The sequence below is a fragment of the Sphingobacterium mizutaii genome, assembly GCF_900187125.1.
Classification (GTDB): Bacteria; Bacteroidota; Bacteroidia; order Sphingobacteriales; family Sphingobacteriaceae; genus Sphingobacterium; species Sphingobacterium mizutaii.
This window is the reverse complement of the sequence record NZ_LT906468.1, coordinates 2,589,829-2,610,610: the sequence shown is the minus strand read 5'-3', so window position 1 is coordinate 2,610,610 and position 20,782 is coordinate 2,589,829. Positions and strand designations below refer to the sequence as shown.

12 protein-coding genes are annotated in these 20,782 nt (G+C 39.0%); 10 read left to right on the top strand and 2 right to left on the bottom strand.

Annotated elements, in window-relative coordinates:
• Positions 1-617: 617 nt before the first annotated feature.
• From CKW03_RS11265 to CKW03_RS11255, 3 genes are read left to right on the top strand one after another with little or no spacing between them, the layout of a single operon-like run.
• Positions 618-3,788, top strand: a complete 3,171-nt coding sequence (locus CKW03_RS11265; protein ID WP_093096877.1) for a SusC/RagA family TonB-linked outer membrane protein — start codon at positions 618-620, stop codon at positions 3,786-3,788.
• Positions 3,789-3,796: 8 nt separating this feature from the next.
• Complete coding sequence (locus CKW03_RS11260) at positions 3,797-5,626, top strand: RagB/SusD family nutrient uptake outer membrane protein (protein ID WP_093096875.1); 1,830 nt, start codon at positions 3,797-3,799, stop codon at positions 5,624-5,626.
• An 11-nt stretch (positions 5,627-5,637) separates the two neighbouring features.
• A complete protein-coding gene (locus tag CKW03_RS11255; protein ID WP_169918999.1) occupies positions 5,638-6,606 on the top strand; it encodes a discoidin domain-containing protein in 969 nt (322 codons plus the stop codon).
• A 75-nt stretch (positions 6,607-6,681) separates the two neighbouring features.
• On the opposite strand, the gene CKW03_RS11250 is transcribed toward CKW03_RS11255, so the two are convergent.
• Positions 6,682-7,149 (bottom strand): hypothetical protein, encoded by a 468-nt coding sequence (locus tag CKW03_RS11250; protein ID WP_139185446.1) that lies wholly within the window; start codon positions 7,147-7,149, stop codon positions 6,682-6,684.
• A gap of 536 nt (positions 7,150-7,685) precedes the next feature.
• Between CKW03_RS11250 and CKW03_RS11245 the strand changes: the two genes are divergently transcribed.
• The gene (locus CKW03_RS11245; RefSeq protein ID WP_139185445.1) at positions 7,686-8,198 is read left to right on the top strand and encodes a hypothetical protein; all 513 of its coding nucleotides are present in this window, start codon (positions 7,686-7,688) and stop codon (positions 8,196-8,198) included.
• A gap of 108 nt (positions 8,199-8,306) precedes the next feature.
• On the opposite strand, the gene CKW03_RS11240 is transcribed toward CKW03_RS11245, so the two are convergent.
• The gene (locus CKW03_RS11240) at positions 8,307-9,602 is read right to left on the bottom strand and encodes a CitMHS family transporter (RefSeq protein WP_093096864.1); all 1,296 of its coding nucleotides are present in this window, start codon (positions 9,600-9,602) and stop codon (positions 8,307-8,309) included.
• Positions 9,603-9,815: 213 nt separating this feature from the next.
• On the opposite strand from CKW03_RS11240, the gene CKW03_RS11235 reads away from it, so the two are divergent.
• From CKW03_RS11235 to CKW03_RS11210, 6 genes are all read left to right on the top strand, one after another.
• A complete protein-coding gene (locus CKW03_RS11235) occupies positions 9,816-10,943 on the top strand; it encodes a hypothetical protein (protein WP_093096862.1) in 1,128 nt (375 codons plus the stop codon).
• A gap of 240 nt (positions 10,944-11,183) precedes the next feature.
• The gene (locus CKW03_RS11230; protein WP_093096859.1) at positions 11,184-15,170 is read left to right on the top strand and encodes a LamG-like jellyroll fold domain-containing protein; all 3,987 of its coding nucleotides are present in this window, start codon (positions 11,184-11,186) and stop codon (positions 15,168-15,170) included.
• 215 nt (positions 15,171-15,385) lie between these two features.
• A complete protein-coding gene (locus CKW03_RS11225) occupies positions 15,386-15,859 on the top strand; it encodes an LIC11966 family surface protein (protein WP_093096856.1) in 474 nt (157 codons plus the stop codon).
• 203 nt (positions 15,860-16,062) lie between these two features.
• A complete protein-coding gene (locus CKW03_RS11220) occupies positions 16,063-16,788 on the top strand; it encodes a DUF4369 domain-containing protein (RefSeq protein ID WP_093096853.1) in 726 nt (241 codons plus the stop codon).
• Positions 16,789-17,922: a TlpA family protein disulfide reductase gene (locus CKW03_RS11215; RefSeq protein WP_093096851.1), complete on the top strand. Its 1,134-nt coding sequence runs from the start codon at positions 16,789-16,791 to the stop codon at positions 17,920-17,922.
• 297 nt (positions 17,923-18,219) lie between these two features.
• Positions 18,220-20,745, top strand: a complete 2,526-nt coding sequence (locus CKW03_RS11210; protein WP_093097790.1) for a tetratricopeptide repeat protein — start codon at positions 18,220-18,222, stop codon at positions 20,743-20,745.
• Positions 20,746-20,782 lie beyond the last annotated feature (37 nt).

Below are 20,782 nucleotides of genomic sequence, written 5' to 3'. Positions count from 1 at the left end.
GAACCATGATGAAAGGGATGTGGGGTTCGACTCCGCTCACCCACCGGATGGACCAAGATTATTGGCGGTATTACCTTCAACAAAATTTATCCAGGTTTGCACGGGCATATCTCGTACTCTCGCTGATATAAATTCTTATGATTTTCAACCGAATTCTACTCTAAACTTTATTAAAATAATTCACTTCCTCTTCTATTTTTAATTTTTTCAATTAAATTCTTTATCCTTTCTCAATAAATTCCCAATCCCTACAATTTATCGATTATTAATTGACTGCGCTTTGACCTTATTCGTACCACGTTCGGAATTTTCCGAATATGCCTCGAATGATTCTCGAACATGGTCCGAATGGACGACCGAAAATTTTTTCATGCTCATGCTCTTGTTAGACATAATAAAGTTTTGTAACAAAAATGTTATTAACACAGGGGTAATATTAGTTTATGTGCTATTTAATGGTTTTAGCACCGATTAAATGGCATTTTGTATTATTATTAATTTAAATTTTTAACAAAAAACCACGAAATCAATGAAAATTTACGCAAACGATTGCTGTTTTTTTTCTTTTAATTATCTCTTATCATTACCTCAATAATCAATTTTACTAACCGCTAACTATGAACATGAAAAAGGGGAAACCTATTAAAAAACCTATGTCCAATGTTTTCAAGCTTGTCCCAAAATGGGGTCAGGTTTCAGTAGCAACCTTATTGATTTCATCAATGTGTCCAATTGATGTTTTAGGTGCCACAAACATTTCGGAATTATTTCCAAACGTATCCATGATTGCTCAGCAGCAGACCGTTTTCACAGGAACGGTTAAGGATGCCAATGGCAATCTGTTGCAAGGGGTAACCATCTCCGTAAAGGGACAAACCAAAGCGCTGACTTCTACCGATGCAAATGGTAGATTCGTCGCCGAAGTACCATCAAATGCTACACTTGTTTTCAAGTTGGTAGGATTTGAATTTCTGGAAGTGCCACTTTCAGAGAATGAAAAGGACATCACCGTAACTTTAAATGAGGATCTGGCAGGAATCGACGAAGTTGTGGTTGTCGGATTCGGTACGCAGAAGAAAGAAAGTAATGTGGGTTCGCAAGCGACCATCAAGAGAGAAGAGCTTAAGGTTCCAGTTGCTAACTTGACTACTGCAATCGCCGGTCGTTTGGCTGGGGTAGTAGCCACGCAACGTAGTGGAGGTCCAGGTTCTGGTGGAGCAAACCTTTTTGTTCGTGGGGTATCGACCTTTGCGAGTTCTCCGCAATCGCCATTATTGATCGTGGATGGAGTTCCAGATCGTGATATCAACAATATCGATCCAGAGGACATCGAAAGCTTCACGATCCTGAAGGATGCAACCGCGACTGCCGTTTACGGTACGAGAGGTGCGAATGGGGTAATTATCATCAATACCCGTAAAGGTAAGGCTGGTAAACCAACCATTTCAGCCGAACTTCAACAGGGTATCACAGGCTTTACCTATCTACCTGAATTTGTGGATGGACCAACCTTTATGGAATTGTTCAACGAAGGTTTGACCATGCGTGGCAAGCAGCCATTCTACACACCTGAAAGAATAGAATTGCACAGAACTGGTGCCGATCCGGATCTATATCCTAATGTGAATTGGTATGATGTGCTTTTCAAGAACAATGCTACCAATAACAGAGCCAACGTAAATATTACCGGTGGTGCAGATATTGCCCAGTATTATTTGTCGCTAGGCTATTACAATGAAACTGGTCAGTTTAAAACTGAAGATATCGATACCTATAATTCAGCATTGAAAGAAGATCGATTTAATTTCACCAGTAATTTGACCGTCAATGTAACCCCAAATACCAAGATTGACTTTGGTATCAATGGTTTCTTGAAAAACTATAATGAACCGGCAAGGGGTAGGGACTATATTTTCGCTTTGGCGACACAGACCTCTCCACATGTTATTCCAGTTCAATACTCGGATGGTTCATGGCCATTTGTGAAGGGAGCTACAGAAAACCCTTACAAGGCTTTGACGCAATCAGGTATCAATAACAGATATGATAACGTAGTTCGTTCCAACCTGAGATTGACCCAACAATTAGGCTTCTTGACCGAAGGTTTGAGTGCGAATGGATTATTTGCATTTGATGCTACGGTTCAATCCGTACTTTCCAGGGTTAGAAATCTACCTTCTTATTTTGCAGAAGGCAGAGATGATGAAGGCAACTTGATTTTGAACTTGACAGATGCTGGATCTCCAGACTTAAACTTTGGATTGGGAAGATCGTCTTCCCGTCGTCTATATGCAGAAGCATCATTGAACTATAACCGTGCATTTGGAGACCATGAGGTTGGCGGTTTATTATTGTTTAACCAAACGGATTTCTCAGATGCAGCATCCAATGTTGGTTCGTACCAAGCAGCTATTCCTTACAGAAATAGAAATTTAGTGGGAAGAGCAACATATGCGTACAATAGAAAATACCTTTTTGAATCCAACTTCTCCTATTCAGGATCGGACAACTTTACGCCAAATAACCGATTTGGATTGTTCTCATCTGTAGGTTTAGGTTGGGTGATCTCAAATGAGGCCTTCTTCGAGCCATTGAAAGATCATATCGATCACTTGAAATTACGTTATTCATATGGTTCATCAGGAAACTCGAATACTGGAAACCGATTCTTGTACCTAACCAGATTTGGACAAAGTGGAGGTTCTTATAATTTCGGTATTCCAGGATCGCAAAGAGGCTTTACAGGTTATGTAGAATCCTTGATGCGTGGTGATGTAACTTGGGAAACTTCCTACAGACATAATATCGGTTTCGAGATCAACCTATTCAATAGCGAATTGCAATTTATAGCTGAATTATTCAAGGAAGATAGAGAGGGCATCTTGATGCAAGGTTTGGATATTCCTTATGTATCGGGATATAACTCAGGAAACGTTCCTTACAAAAATATTGGCGAGACTGCCAACAAGGGTATTGACTTAACCTTGGAGTACAACAAGCAAATGACCAATGGTTTCTTTATGGCTAGAGGTACGATGAACTACAACTCTAATCGTGCTGTAAAAGATAACTTACCGCCATGGGCTTTCCCATACCTGAACAGAGAAGGGCACCGCATTTCACAACGTTTCGGATACATTGACCAAGGCTTGTTCAAGACAGACGAGGAGATAGCAAACTCTGCATCTCAAGCTGGTGATGTACGTGTTGGTGATATCAGGTACAAGGATTTGAATGGTGATGGTATCATTAACTCCAATGACCAAACGGCTATTGGTTATGGTTCGACTCCATTATTGACTTACGGTATTACCCTAGGTGGAGGATTTAAGGGCTTTGATATGAGCTTATTCTTCCAAGGTGCTGGTATGGTCGATCTAAACTATGCAAGTGGATTTGCTGTAACACCGTTCTCACAAGGTGCTACTTATGGAAACATGTATACCAACCTATTAGACCGTTGGGATCCAAATAACCCTGATAAAGAAACTTTGTACCCAAGATTATCGACGAATGAAACCGTTACGACCAACTACTATGGCAGTACATATTGGTTGCATCGCTCGGATTTCCTTCGCTTGAAGCAAGCAGAATTTGGTTACAACTTTACAGAAAGATCATGGTTGGATAGAATTGGAGTTTCTAAGTTCAGGATCTATGTGAATGGAACCAACTTGTTCACGGTTTCAAAATGGGATTTCTGGGATCCAGAAATGGGTGATGGTAGAGGAACGGCTTACCCTATAACACGAGTTTACAATATGGGGATAAGACTAAATTTTAAATAAGAACAGCAATGAAAATCAATTATAAAAAAATAACGATCATGTTGTTGCTTGCAGCAACGACGATGTCCATGAACAGTTGCAACGATAAGTTCTTCGATGCACAACCGGACAACTTATTGAATATTGAAACCATATTTTCCAACCGTGCACAAACGGAAAACTATTGGGGAGGTTTGTATTCTCCGATCCAGGATGTTTGGGATCAGCCATACAATTACTTCTGGTCAGCCATTACTGATGAAATGGATGTATCCAATTGGCAGGAATTCCCAGCGAATTCAGGCGCATTGTCAGCGGATAATGTGAATACCATGTATGTCAATTATTACAATAAAATCAGACAAGCTCAGATTTTCATTGATAATGTAGACCGTTGTACGGAGTTATTGACTGCGGAGAATGGTGCTACTTTGGTCAAAGAATACAAAGCTGAAGCAAAATTCTTAAGGGCCTTCTATTACTGGTCAGTAATGAAAATGCACGGTCCAGCGGTTATCCTTCCTTTAGTAAGTGATGATGCAGCGGGTGAGAATTACCAGATTCCTAGAAGTTCTTGGGATGAGTCAGTGGCTTTTGTCATTGCACAGATAGACGAGGCGATCAAAGACCTTCCGGTAGAGCATTTCCAAATGGGAACCACGACAGTTGATGGAACGCAATTAGGTCGTATCAACCGCATGGTTGCGGAAGCAGTAAAATCTGAAATCCTATTGTTCCATGCTAGTCCATTATACAATGGTAATACGGCTATGTCCAACTGGAGAAATTTGGATGGCAAGCAATTGATCAATCCAACTTATGATGCCTCACGTTGGCAAAAAGCTGCTACCCAAGCTAAAGCAGCCATTGACCTAGCAGAAAGAAATGGAAAAGCATTATTTGTAAAAACGGGTGCCAATGATTTTGAAACGGCATACCTTTCAACAAGAGATGTATTCTGGGATGGATACCAAAAAGAAGGTATCTGGTTAAGGCCAGCTACCAACCGCTACCAATGGGAAATCCATGCTTCGCCAAGAGCGATCTCGGGTACAGCTTACAATGGATTGGCAGTTGTTCAAGAGTTAGTGGATGATTTCAGAATGCAAAATGGACAAACCATCCAACAAAGCAGTACTTATAATGAAAACACCTATTCAAGTGTTGAAACTAGGTACTATGCAGAAGGAACCAATAAAATGTATATGGACCGCGAACCAAGGTTCTATTCTTATATCACTTTCAACGGATCATTGATTCCGGGTGCTCCAAAAACAGGGATGAAATGGGTTGAATTTTTCGCAACAGGTAACTCAGGTAAAAATGGTGCTCCTAGGGATTGGCCTAAAACAGGTTATACCGCTAGAAAAAATATTCATCCTTCATTTTCTGTGAACCCATCGAATGCAACTAACCGTGCAGCCATGTTGATCAGGTTATCAGAGCTTTATCTAAACTATGCAGAGGCATTGAATGAAGCTCAACCAAACCACCCAGATGTATTGGTTTACTTGAATAAGGTAAGAACCAGAGCAGGGCTTCCGGCATTGGCATCAGGTCTATCACAAGCACGTGTAAGACAAGAGATCCGTACAGAGCGTCGAGTAGAGTTATGTTTTGAAGGAAAGCGCTTTTTTGATGTAAGAAGATGGAAAGTTGCCGACCAAGAAGGTTATAGACAAGGTGGAAATTATGAAGGTATGGATATGACAAAAGGTACGGCTATCAATAGTCCTGATTTCTATAAACGTGTGCCTGCTGTATTGAGAGCACCATGGGAGGACAAAAATTACTTTATGCCTTGGCATCAAATGGAAATTGACCGTAATAAACAATTGGTACAGATTCCAGGCTATTAATCATGAATTTTATGAAAAAGAATAATAAATCATTTATTGCAATCTGCTTAGGATTATTGGCCATGGTTTCCTGTAAGGAAGATGTGCCAACCTATGAAGAATTGAACGATACCCGAGAAGAAGCAAAGTTAAATGTACAGAAGGCAACTGATGGCAGGCAAGACCTTGTGATTTTTCCTCAGATCGATGAAAGAAAAGACCAGTTTAGAGTTAATTATGGTGGTGTTGGTTATCCAGCAGAAGATCTGCGGATAAGCTTTGCGCAAGACCAAAAAGCATTGGACAGCGTCAATAAGATCCGTGAGATCAATGGACAAGAATTGCTATTGCCATTTCCTGCTGGAAGTTTCAATATCGATAAGGAGTCAGTCGTGATCCCTAAGGGAAAGACTAGTTCTGAATATTTGACACTGACTTACAATCCTAAGAAATTTGATCTGAGCAAGGAATATATGTTAGCACTAACCGCTACCAATGATCAAGGATACTCCTTTTTCCCAACTGGAAAAACTATCCTTTATTATGCAGCGGTCGTGGAGAAGGTTCAACCAAAAACAAACTGGGAAGCTAAGGCAGACTCAGAAGAGTTGACAGGAGAGGGCGAGTCTAACGGAAAAGTGAAATTTGTGATCGATAATAGCATCAATACCTTCTGGCATACGCAGTGGCAAGGGAACCAGCCAAACTTCCCACATTGGGTTGAGGTGGATTTCAAAGCTGATGTATATGTGACGAAGATTGGATTGACCAGAAGACAGAATAATACCAATGGCTTTAAAACCTTTGATATTTTAGGAAGTACCGATGGTACCACTTGGAAAACCTTAGCGGTTGATCAGGTGATGGACAGGACAGAGATTGAGATGCAGAAATTTGAAGTTCCAGCACAGTTCCTGAAAAAGATCAAGATCAATATTAAAGACAATTTCAATGGACAGGCATCTACCCACCTAGCTGAAATTGATGTATTGGGGTATTAAGGGAAAGCGTTAGTTAAGTTTGGATAATTATTAGATTAATTAGGTTATGGCCGTTTAGAAATAAGCGGCCATTTTTTATTCAATAAAATAATTGGAATAGTAATCTTCGGACATAACCGTTACCTTCCATAAGTTGATTTTCTGGAAGCTTGAATTTTTCGATTTTGTTGTCAATACTCGGATAATGGTTGAATTTCGTTTATATAGCTGTACCATTTTGTCGCCTAAGAAGAAGTGGTCAAAAATAGAATATTTGTTGTTTTTTAATCCTGATTTGAATTTCTTGAAGATTTGTGGATTAAAGATTTCTAAGGAAATACTCTTGACAACATTTTGAGATGAGGAAAATAGCTGTATCCTTGACTCTTCATTTCTTCTTATATATTGATTTTTGGAAACACTAACTGTTTTATTTGCCAAATATTCATAATTCGTTTCAGGCTTATGATTCAATACAATAAAAATATTTCCTTTTTCATTTGTCAGACTTGATATTTTCCAGGCCTTTTTCTTAAGATAATTGATGGTTTTATTTGAATCCATGCTATGGAGCATAAGAAACTGTTCTAACGTTAGATTCTGAGCGAAGGATAAAAAAGGAATTAAAATTAAAGTAATGGTGAGAAGAATTTTCATTATTTAAATTTGATGCAAAATAACGCAATTATTTCCTAATAGTTATAAAAATATTTAATAAAGTTGTTTTGTTGTTGTGTTGGTTAGTGAAAGGAGGGTAGTACCCCAGTTCTTGGTCCATCCTCCCATCCTTTGTGGGTTAGCCTGTCTAACCCATCCTGGTTCCTTCCCAGTTCTTGGTTTATCCTCCCATCCCATCCATCCTGGTTCAAATATCCATTAGGTGATCGTCATCTCGGCTCCGCTGATGATCGTCTCAACCTTTGGGGCTGATCCCCGAGCAGAGTCGAGGGGAAGTCGAGGGGGAGTTGAGGGGGAATGGAACTCAATCCTGATCCTCCGTTAATATTTACTTAAAATCCAAAAAATTGAATAGAAATAGTTATTTTATGCTTGAAAACATTTTTTATTTACACACTAGCTAATCCACCATGGAAAACAGATTGGAAAAAGAAGTCTTTGAATTAATTAAAACACTTCAATTACCTGAATTGGTGTTGGAGATCTTCAATGGGAATATCTCAGACCCTGAAATAGATGAGTTGATGAAATATAATTATTCCAAGCCTGAGTCGATTTTGGAATTAACTGATGAAGAACGCAAAACTTATCAAGTGGATCAATATAAGCCGATATTAAATTTTAATAGTTATCAAATTTTGGCTTATGATGTTATAAATAAAGGATTTTTCCTATACGATTTGGAACAAGACATAGATGAACCAAAACTGTTCACCTGGGATGGTGTTTGGTTGGATGAGGTTTCTTTTTGGTGGGAAAACGAATGGTCTGATGATGAAATTCGGAAAGTGGCAAAGGCATTAAACTTGAAACACGTTGATGAAATAATTAAAAGTTTGGAGGAAAATGATGAGGAAGGAACGCTTTCAACTTTTGAGGAAAAAGACGCTTGGTTGAACAAAATGATTAATAAATATGAAATGAGGGTGCGGTAAAGGTTTTATTGGAAAACTAAAAGGATGGATCTCAATAGACTTTAAAGTATATCGAGATCCATTTTTTGTATTCGATTAAATATCTTCATGTGATTTGGGTTTTGGGAATTACATCCATAGGTACATAATCAGCAATAAGACGATTCCAAAAGCCCAGACCCATAGGAAGGCATATTTGATATATTTTCCTAATTCTACATTGGCTAATCCCACAGCTAACCATACTGCCGGAGCAAATGGACAGATAAATGTGCCTACTATATTTCCTACCATCATAAACTGGATGGCCCGGTTGCTGTCAACACCATATTCGGAAACAATCTGTTCGATAACGGGAAACAGTGCAAAATAGGTGGCGTCTGTACTGAGCAAGAGCTCTATCGGGACACCTAGGAAGGCGATAATATAATGAAGATTGGGGACTGCCTGCTTAGGCAATACCTTGACAAGATCGTTGGCAATAGATTCCAGCATGCCACTTTCACTCAGAATACCCATAAAGGACCCTGCAACAATAATGATGGATGCCATAAGCAGTGCATTTGGCGCATGGACTTTTATGCGTCGCATCTGTTGCTCCTTTTTGGGAAAATTAATAAAGAGAATGATACTGCATCCCAACATGAAAATCAGCCCTGGCGGAAGAATCCCTGAGAACAGCAAAACAAAAATAAAAAGGGCAATCAAGCTGTTTAACCAAAGTGGTTTAATGTGCTCTTTGTCAATGGTTTCAGTTTGGCTCTGGATTTCAGGTGTCAGTTCTTGATTTTCTAGTTCAACTGATTTGCCATTGGTTTTCATTTTCTCTCGCCATCCAAAATAAAAGGCCATTATCAAGACAAGCAGAAAACCCATGATCTGGATAGGAATCAAAGGTTTCCATAATTCAAAGGGATCCATTTCCAATATAATACCGGCCCTGCCCATTGGACCAGCCCATGGAATCAGGTTCATGACTCCAGCACTCAGTCCAACCAACAATAGCAGCAGATGCGGACTCATTTTCAGCCTTTGGTATATGGGAAGCAAGGGTGGAATCGTTAATAGAAAAGTGGATGCACCCGAACCGTCAATATGGGCAATGGCAGCTATAATAACGGTGCCACAGGTTATAGCGATTTGGTTTGATCCCGTTTTCTTCAGGACAAAATTTATTAGTGGATCGAAAAAACCGATATCCTGCAAGATGCCGAAAAATAGGATCGCAAAAATAAACATAACGGCAATCCCCGTTACTTTATTGATCCCTTCGGTGTAGAATGTTGCTATTTCACTTTGTGAAAAACCTGCAATCAATGCAGCTATCAAAGGTACTATACTTAGAACCACAATGGGTGAAAAACGCTTGCCCATCAAGAGGATAACAATGATCAAGATTGTTATCAAGCCAATAATACTTAGCATATAAGATTTATTTTAATTGATTATCTAGGGAGATATATTTTAAGCAACAAAAACTTAATCGTTGATAAAATATTTATCTTTACAATTATTTCGCAAATTAGTAATATGTGAAAGAAATAGGTCTTGATTATGCATTCGGAAATGATTCTAAAGTTCCATTTTGGTTTCCGAAAGGTTTCCGAAAGTGGGTAAGTGCTTAATATTTAATATTATATGGTTATTATTTCAAATAAGGAAGATTTGATTGAATTAATGGAACGGGTATTTGAAAAGTACGAAAAAGAGTCCGGCGATATATTAATCAGAAATACCAATCGAGAGAATTACGGCAAATTGGCTAGGGTATTGAGTGAAATCAGTAGGCAATTGCCTTATACTTCTGCAGACCTAGCTCATGATCCTTATGAAGAGGATGCACAACCTAATCTGGACTACCCCAATCGGAAATACGATATCACAGGTGGGCAATTAAAGGATGCTTATTTTGGAATTGTCAGCAATCCGCGTCCCTATCTCATCGATGCCTGCTTAATTTATTTGACTGGCAAAGGCTCCAAGGCAAATCATGATAAAGAGTTTGCCAAGCCACTTAGGAGGAAATCCTTGTTGTATGGGAATTTGGTTCTGAAACCTAAAGTATTGTTATTGCTTCTGCTAACCAGTCTAACTGTTATTCTTTTGTTAGGTTTAATAATACTCCGGTTGAATCGTAAAGAAAAGGGTATTGAAGTCGCTTACAGCCCCTCGGCATCGGAAATTAAAGCTTTATCGGGGATCTGGTTATATTATACAGGTGCTCCTCAGGCAAGGTCCAATGAACCAAACCGTTTTCGTCAATTCGTCAACAACATCGTTGAAATAAAATACCATAAAGGGAAGTTTGAATTCATTCGTCATGGCGCCAATATCAATCATTATGGTTATATGGTCTATAATTCCCCTGCTATTGTATCCATCCATAGTTATGTGAGTCGGAAGAAGAATGGGGAGGTCCTTTCGCCAAGCCACTCCCTAGGAAGGTTGGATACTTTGAAAAAGAGGATGGTCGCTTTGTCTACAACATGGAGCTTCGAATCAGATAATCGGGATGAGATCATCGCTATCCGCAATTTATACCATAAAGTAGCAGATGCTGGTAGTTTGAACCAAATCATAAATACCCAAGAAAATGCTGCCTGTAATTGTAAGATAATCGAATGGCGACATGGAAATAGCACTAAACAGTATAAACTGCAATACAAGCATTTGGATAAGGATGAAAATGAGGAATTGAAGTCTCATTTGAATGAGGAAAGTATCTTATTGCTGAATCCAAGAAAGGATGTTGTTTTATTGGAGTAAAATCATGTTTCTTTTCTTGAGTATTTCTAGGTTTTTCTTCTTGATTATGAATAACTTATTTGAGGTAAACTGTTGTTTTTCAGATAATTGTAAGGTTCGCTAAGTATATTTCCTACTTCACTCATTAAAGGTGCTTATTCACTCATAATTGGGTTTTTGCTTTTGTTTAACTAGTAGTTTTAAGGTTCCATTTTTATCAACAGATAATTAGGTTCGAATTACTATTTAAACAAAAATATCATGGAAAACTTGTTTTCATTTAAGGTTAAGGAAGGTCAGATACTTCCTGATACCGGCACGCTCAAGAATTTGAATTGGAAGACGGTGGGAAATGTAGGCTTGGAAGAGACAGCGATGAAGCTATCTGATTCGCATGTTGACATTGAACTAGACATCCCCGATGATCAACTATCTGAATTTACCCTTACTTTGGAGTTAACTCCAGACCAGGTTAATGGAAATAAACAGATGATTTTTGAGAGTGAGGGCAAACCGATCTCTCTTTATTTGGATCCTAACGGAAATTTGGTCTCAGAGATCGAGAGTGATCAAGGTATGAAAACCTTGATGAGTTCCGAACCAATGCCTGAAGGTAGACCTAGCACCATACGAATATTAAAATATGCAAATGGATTGGCAGAGTTGGAAGTTAACGGAAAAGTTATGGCCTCTGATGCGAATATGGGAAAAATCAATAATTGGGGAAAACAGCAATTCCGATTAGGTGGATCATTTAATGGTTCTGCTAGTTCTTTCCAAGGAAGTATCGCTAAAGTAGAAATGGAGAATGAAGCGATTAGCTCGAGCTTGATGCAGGAGAAGGCAAAAGAGGTCAAAATCCTTTCCGAAAAGATAAAATCAGTATTAGATATTCAAAATGCTCGGATCTATATAGATTTTAATGAAGGAAGAAGTCATTTAAAAAGGATCAAACAGGTGATGCAGTCCTTGGGAATCAAATCAATCGATGATTTGGGCACCTTGAAGCTGGAAGGGAATAAAAGCATTAAACCTGGTGATGTTTTGATTGGCAAGAAGAAGTATAATATGGAAGATGTATGGCATAATTGGGCAGTTACATTTAATTCGGCATCCATTACCTCTAAAGTGGATATTCTGAATAATAACCTGGGGAATGCGAAGAGTTTCAACCATTTTGAAATCAAGAAAACTCGAGTACCCTCTATCCCTGATATATTGAATCGAGGTGGGACCAGAAGGCGAGGTTTGAATCTAGGTAGTACTAACCCAAGATCAACTGGGATAAATTTGAAGGATCTATTCAAGGAAACCGATGGGAAAGTGGAATTAGCCAACAAGACCGATTTCAAGAAATCATTTGAAGCGATAAACCCAGCACTTTGGCCGACCTTAACTGAAGGATTTCATGTCATGGGAGGACCTGCGGTAATTGGACAAAGGGAGACTGTCATCATTGCCAAAAAGATTGATTTAACGAATGTGCATTTGGAGGTATCTGCTGACGTAGAGACTTTAACGATATATGCGGAAGAGTTGATTTGTGGTCCTGATGCATGGATTATTTGGAAAAGACCAGGTGGATTTACGCCAGCTCGCACGGATGATCCTTATTTGAATGGTTTGCCTAATTATGACCGTTCGAAACGGAGTCGGGACCATAATAACCATACAGGTCGACAAGGCGGTCGAGGAAATGATGGCATAGCTGGCCAAAATGGAGCCGCAGGCAGAAATGCACCCAATTTAAAATTATGGGTAAAGGATTTGAAGAATCTTCCCAATATTGATTTAAATGGAGAAAACGGAATTCAGGGTGGCCAAGGACAACGAGGTGGCAATGGTGGCAATGGAGAGGGTGGACGATATGGATTAGTCTGGTTTTGGGGTTCTTGTCATATTGAAGGTGGCAATGGAGGTCGTGGCGGAGATGGCGGCAACGGTGGAAATGGTGGAATGGGTGGAGTAGGAGGCAATGCTGGAAATATTTCGATCGGCGTACTTACTGGAACTTTGGAACAATCGGTTACCAACCAACGATTCAAATGGAAAAATCAAGGTGGACAGGCTGGTTTTGGCGGCCCCGGAGCCGATGGCGGTGATGGTGGCATAGGTGGTATTGCGGGAAACGGAGAGGATTGCCAAGGAGCCAGAAATGGAGATACAGGAGCGAAAGGGCAGCGTGGTTATGATGGTCCATTGGGGCAATATAATGGCCAAGATGGGGAAAATGAGTTTTTCCAATTTACGCAGGCCGATTGGGATGAACAGATGACATTGCCCTTTATTACCTCAGCAAGTACTTATGAGGTGTTTCCGGGGGATAAGATCATCCTCAAAGGAAATATCTTTACTAACGCTGATACCTTTATTTATGATGGCAATGTAAGCTTGGAGAAGAAACTGTTGCCTGATGGCACAATGGAGGTCACCATGCCTGCTGATGCGAAAGGTGGATCCAAGCTGATATATTTTAAGCGGGCATCGGATAATGTGGAGAGTAATCGCATTATTATTCGGATTAAACCCCAATTGGATGAGTTTGCTAATGGATTGATCCCAGGTTCTGTGGTGGAGGTAACTGGAAAGGCATTTTTGGATGGAGCAGCGATATTGATCAATGGTCAGAGTCTACCAACGACGGTTTCGAACGGCGGAACAAAGCTGAGTTTTACCATGGTTGGCGTAGATGCGGGGATGCAAGTGGGAGTAGAAAAATCCCTGCAGGTGCAGAACCCGGATGGAATGCTCAGTAATTCCCGTGTGGCAAAGGTGAAAGGTGTATTGGAAATCCGCTTTAAATATGGTCACAACAATTTAGGTTTTCATAATCCTGACATCGGTAAGCCAAGTTGGGATACCTTTAAGGCTACCTTTGGCAGTTCAGAGGTCTGGCATGAGACGATAGATCCAATTTTTGGACATCCCATCCTGACAGCTGCATTTTATGCCTTTTATCATTACTTCTTGAAAGGAAAGGGAGATGGTGGATTAGCGACCGGTTTTTGCACATCAATGTCCGCAAAGGTGGCTGATAACATGTTTAATGAGAACAAGAATATCTCGACCATCCAGGAAGCAGACATCATCACCGAACTTACGGGTATCCATGGGAAACTATTGAGCAAAGAATCCCTGCTCTATTTTCATGATTGTGGAAAAAAGGCTGGCAAGAATATTGAAACAACCATAAGGCAGATTGAGACCACTTTCTTGAAAGGATGCGACCGGAACAATTCGCCATTGCTGTTTTTTATTCCTTCGGGTGAGGTTTGGGATAGTGGCTATTATGACAAGCTGAGTGATTCGCATTGTATTTTTCCTTATAAATTTATTTATCCTGACAACCATCCAGGTGCCCAGCTTTCCGCAGATGGGAAGACAACGGTAAATAGTTTGGATGGGGTGCAACTCAAAGTATGGGATTGTAACCACCATGATGAAGATGATTGTTTCTTGAGTTTTTATCTTGAAAACGGAGAATTACGTTATAAATATGACAAGAAACCAGGTTTTACGCTAAGTAACGGTATTACCATAGCTATGATGAGCAATGGTGCCTATAACCTAGCGGATCATGATATGCCGTTTTCTGGTCCTTTAGGCTTAAGTACATTTGTTTTGGACTTTTTGTTGAGCCCTGCTGATATAGAAATTACAGATGCTGAAGGTAGAAAGACCGGTAATTTTGACGGAAAGCTGTATAGTGATATTCCAAACAGTCATCCTTGTTACCTGATCCCTGGAGCTTATCTATTGCCGTTTGGACAAAGTTTGACCCGCAATATCAAAGGCACTGCAAATGGCATCTATACTTACAACAGCATTATGCCGGATGGGGCGATGATAAAACTAGAAAACATAGAAACCAAGAAGGATGAACGGGATATCTTGATGGTTAATGCTGATGCTACCCAGATCAGATTAAAGAGCCAAAGGAATAAACCATTAGGCCTGACATTTTCTAGGGTCATTGAAAATGAAATCCGAAGTATTAGCATAAAAGGTCTGCAATTGCATGAAACCGAGGATGTGGATATGACATTAGCACCTGATTTAAGTTTCTGTCGGTTTGCTAATCCAAAGATTATGTCCGAGGTATCATTAGAAGCCACTGTTATGGATGCAACAAAAGCCATAAAATCAAAACTAATGAAGAGCATACAGGTCCAAGCTAATGCAGACTTGGTATTTGCCATGAGCAATTGGAAGGATATGAATTTTCAATTGGATTCGATAGCTTATTAGCATAAGCTGAACTTTAATAAGATTGCTTATGGAGCTATGGAATTAAGAATATTTGATATATGCTGATTTATGAGTTGAATAATTATAGTTGTATTAAAAAATCCCTGATTTCAGCTATAGGTCTGCACTTGATTTCGGAATAAATTTGTAATAACAATTTGAAGCTAAGTTTCAATATTGGAATTGAAAACAAGTAAAAAATAAAAAAGCATATTATGATAAGAAAATCTTTTGCATGCCTAGCCGTATTAGGCGCATTGACCCTAGGAAGTTGTGGATCTAGCTCCAAGAATGCAGCGGAGTACAACAATTCAATCATTACAGTGATCAATGAGAATGAGTCACATATTGCCAATATGAACTCAGCAATGACCTCTGCGGATTATGCCAAAGCAGAAACCGTACGTGCAGAATGGGAAAAAGCTTTAAATGCTGATATCAAGAAAGTAGAAGACCTTGGTGATTTCAACGGAGATGCTGAATTCCAAACAGCTGTTGTGGATGGCTTAAAAGGTTACCAGAAAATCGTAACTGATGCTTATCCTAAATTGATCGAAATCCGTAAGAACAATGTTGAAGATCCAGCTACGGAAACCAAATTGTTAGATGATATCAATAAAGCTTTTGAGGATGCTGCGAACAATGTGAACAAGGCTTCAGATGCCTTCGAAGCAAAATACAATAAGTAGGTTATTATTCAATTTTATAAAATAGCCCCGACCTGAAGGTTGGGGCTATTTTTTTATAGGCTTAATGATGTTAATTTAATACCTAAAAGCATTAATATTCCGCTTGTTCCAAAATCAAATCCCCAATTATATATGGAATAAATTTTATTTCTTATCTTGAATACAATAATCCAAAATGCATCTATTCCTTTTATATCTAATATATGAATCAACTTTTTAAATCACGTTTCTATTATTTCACTTTACTTTTTGTTCTTTTTTCCATTAAGCCTAGTTTTTCGCAGATGAAATTTCAGATAAACGGAAAAATTGATAATTCAGTTTTTCGTCAGGCAGGATATACTATTGAAAATGGGGATTTAATTACCTTAGATTTTATTAATCTAGAAAGGATTGATTCTGCGATTGTCTCCAATGAACAGTTTCAATTTACCGGACAGGTAGATATTCCCTCTGTCGCCATGGTGAATTTTAAAGGCGGTGGTTTTCTTCTCTTAATTGATGAAAGCGAATATCAAGTCGTTGTAGCTGTTAGTGAACAAGGAAATGGGAGATACGCATATGATGATATCAGGATTGAAACACAGTCTCCATTCTTTAATCTTTGGAAAAATATAGGTATGAGAAAAGGCAATTTAAATGCTCAAAGGCTAGAGGTCCAAGATTTGCTAAAGGGGGAAATTACAGACGCTGAGCGGAATTCTTATGAAGATGAACTGCAACAAATTGAGGATAATTTGGCTGCATTGTATTACGATGCGTCAAAGGAACATCCAGATACTTATGAAATGACTTATTTGCTGCCGGGGGCTCCAGATTTATCCTATTCCAGGTACATTGATTATTATAATAAGTTATCTGCTGATATTAAAAATAGTTTTTATGGCGTAAATCTCTATAAAAGATTGCTCTTGACTAAACCAAATTAAATGAAGTTTCAAAAATTAGTTCTTAGCAGCATTTGCTTTTTGATTTTTATTAATCACTGCTATTCTCAAGAAATAAAAGAGAAAACCGTTCAACTTAAGGTGAATATCCAAGAATTAAATGATTTCAAAGAAAATGTAAAGTTGATCTTTAATAGAACCGATACCATAGTTTTAATAAATAAATCAAAAACGAGCTTCGAAGGAGAGTTGAAAGGAAGGTTTGATTTTGAACGACCTCAATCCGCAAGGTTAATGGTTAATGTCAATGGAGTAGGGCAGGACGATAAAATTATTCAATCGCCATACTTCCTTATTGACAGCAGTAATATTGTAGTGAATTGGGATTTAGGCCAAGTTATTTCAGTCGAAGGAGGTCCTGAAAATCAGCTGCTCCAATTGTTCCATAAAGTGGAGCAGGAAGCTGCTAGTGAAATAAAAAACTATTCTATTGGACTAGACAGGGATATTATTGACTCCATCAATCAAGTGAAGAACATAAAATTTTTGACGCTTATTGAAGAGAGTGTTGATTCCCATTCCGCCTATACAAAACTGCTTACTCTTTTGAGGCCATCCTCTTTTGATCTGAGAGCAGAGATTGAAAAAACTGTTTCTTCCTTTAGTAAAAGTTCCTTTAGCGATGAAGAATTAAGATTGCTAAAAAACAGATATGAAGAATATGTCCAAAGAGTAGAATTCCAAAATGACCCAAGTAACTTTCCGGTATTCTCCACTTTGCCTTTTCAAGAAACTATTTCCTTTGAATCATTGAAATCAAAACATGATTATCTGTTAATTGATGTATGGGCGACTTGGTGTGGACCTTGTTTGGCTCAGCATCCTACAATTGATTCACTCTATTCTGCAAACAAAGACACTAAAGATTTTACCATTGTGGGGCTTGCCATTTCATCCAGTAAAGACCATTGGCTTAATTATTTGAAAAAAGGAGTTGTAAAATATCCGAACTACTATTTGGATTCGGACAATTCGGAAATCTTCAAAAAAGCTTTAAATATTATGGAAATTCCGAGATATGTCTTGTTAAGAACAAGGGATTTAAAAATAGTGGAGCAGCAAATAGAATTTAATAACATAGAAAGGGTACTCAGGAAATATAAATTGATTGAATAAAGTGTTGTTGGAGAAATGGGGATGATGATAATGGTTTAGAAATAAAGGCTTGGTTATGAGTAAGGTTCAGCAAGGTTAAACATGAAAGCTACTCTTGAAAGGATATCAAAATAATACTCTATTAATAATTAATCGTTCTAAATATATTGGCATTGAGTTTGCCTATTTCCTGACAATCCCCCTGAATGTGAATTGAATTTTTTAGTTTTGGGTATCACACTTGAAGGGGAGAAGATAAATCATTATTATTTCCATTAGGAAAGAATGTTTGAGAATGCTATGAAATACGGACGAACAATGATACTTAAACAGAAGATTCGCAATAATTACTTAAAATATATACTTACCGGAACCTTTTCCGTTATGCTGGTCGCTGGGTATGCGCAAGAAGAGAAAAAAGAACAGGTACCTACTAAACCATTAGAGAGAACCAAACCTCAAGACATGGATTCCATTGAGGTGGTTAGGGATTACCGTCCTATGTTGGCCGATGCTGTAAAGATCCGTCGGAGTCCGGAGATGAATATCGACCGGAAAGCTCTAGAGGTGGAGCTGCGCCAGATTGCCGCAGGTATGTATTTTGGCAAGAATGGCTTCAAAGAACCTTATCACTTTCCTCTTCCTCAAAAGTATCCTAACTCAAAAGGTAGCAATATTGATAATAACAGGATCGGTATCATTGCCTATAGGGGCAAGGAATACGAAAGAGCAACTTCCATTCTGCAGAAAGTAGAACCAGGTGATGCCTTTTATCAAAGTTCCGTTATCGCTTTAGGCTATATGGCCCAAGATACCGGAAATAAACAGGCCGCTCGCGATGCCTTCTATAAAGCATCCAGGCTTAATTATGATCCAGACCTGAAAGCGGACGCCATGTACAACTACGCGAAGATCCTCTATGATTTAGACTCTGTACAAGCATCTTTAGTGCCCTTGCAGCAATATATTGGCATGGTTTACAACAACCTTGACAAAGAAGATAAAGGCTCAGAAACCACTGAAATGCGTATGGCGAAGGTCTTATCTGGATCCAGTAACTTTCAGGTTGCTGTATACTTGTTGGAATCCTTCAACAATAGGGAAGAGGTTGCCGATAGGGTCTATCAAAAGATAACTTACTACCGCGGATTGGAATTCTATAATGAGAGAGCTTTTGAAAACAGTATTTCCATGTTCATGCGTTCCGAGAAATTTCCCTTTGATCCCGAAATGGCAGCTTTGGCAACTTATTGGAAGGCAGAGGCTATGTATGAAGTACGTAAATATGGTGAGGCCGTTGATAACTTCTCCAAGTTCCTACAACTACCCGTTGCCAAACAAACTACTGTATACAATTATGCGAACTATGCCTTGGCATACGCTGCATTCAGGATCAACAGGTATAGTGTAGCAGCCCAATACTTTGAACGCTTTCTGGCGTATGAAGGAAGTTCATTGGACAAAGATACCAGGTATGATGTGATGGCTCGTTTAGGAGATTCCTACCTGTCCATGCGTAACTATGGAAAGGCCAATGAATACTATGACCAATTGATTGCGGAAAAGGCACCAAATCAGGATTATGCCTTATTCCAGCATGGTATTATCCAAGGATTGCAGGGAGATAATGAATCCAAACTAAAGACCCTTCAGTCTGTCGTTGAAAAATTCCCAAAATCAAACTATGCAGATGATGTAGCCTTTGAGATCCCATATATCTATTTTGTGAAAGGCGATTATGATGTTGCCATCGAAGGTCTGCAAAAGATGATCGAACAATATCCTCGTAGTAGCTACGTGCCGAGAGCGTTGATGACCATTGGACTTGTACAATACAACAAAGATGATTCTGAAGCTGCAATGGCCACTTTCCAAAAGATTGTAAAGGATTACTCCAAAACCAGTGAAGCTTCGCAGGCATTGCTCTCTATCGAGAATATCTATTTGGATCAAGGTGATGCAACCAGCTATATTCAATATGCTACCAGCACCAATATCACTGACCTAAGTCCAGCAGAACAGGATAACCTAGCTTTTCAAGCTGGTAATACCTTGTTTTCAAGAGGGCAGTATGGGCCAGCAGTAGAGGCCATCAATGCCTATTTTGATAAATTCCCAAAACCAAGGCATGAGAAACATGCCCGATTTATCAGAGGGGTGAGTTTATACCATACTAATCGTCCAGAGGAAGCTTTGCACGATTTGAACATTATCTTGAACGATTGGACCAGTCAGTATACCGAGAAAACCTTGATGACAGTGGCTGCGCTGTACCTGAAATTGAAGGAATACAACGAAGCTATTGTGCACCTCAAAAAGTTAGAGCTTAATTCAGATTACAAGGATAACTATGGCTATGCCATTACGAACCTGATGATCTGTTATTACGAAATCGGTGACTATGAGCAGATGCAGAAATATGTTGAATTGATCAAGAATTACAATAAAGCAACCGAAGCAGAAATTGCTACCGCCCATCTTTACAGCGCCAAAGCCTATGAAAAGGAAGGAAATGCTGAATCAGCATTGAAAGAGCTAAATCTGGCAGCGCTGAAAAGTAAAGCGACCGCCAGTGCAGAAGCTAGGTACCGCGTAGCCGAATTGCAATATGCTAAAAAACAATATACCAAAGCGCAGGAGTCAGCCTTTGATGTAATCAATAACATGGATAACAACGATTATTGGGTAGCAAAAAGCTTTATTCTGCTTGCCGATACCTACGCCCGCAAAGGTGATGCGGTTCAGGCAAGAAGTACTTTGGAGAGTGTAATCGAAAATTATGAAGGTGATGATGATATCATCCCTGAAGCAAAAGATCGTTTGCAGAAATTGAAAAAGAAATAACAGTTAGAGACTTAGTTAAGGACCTTTGGTGTTCCTA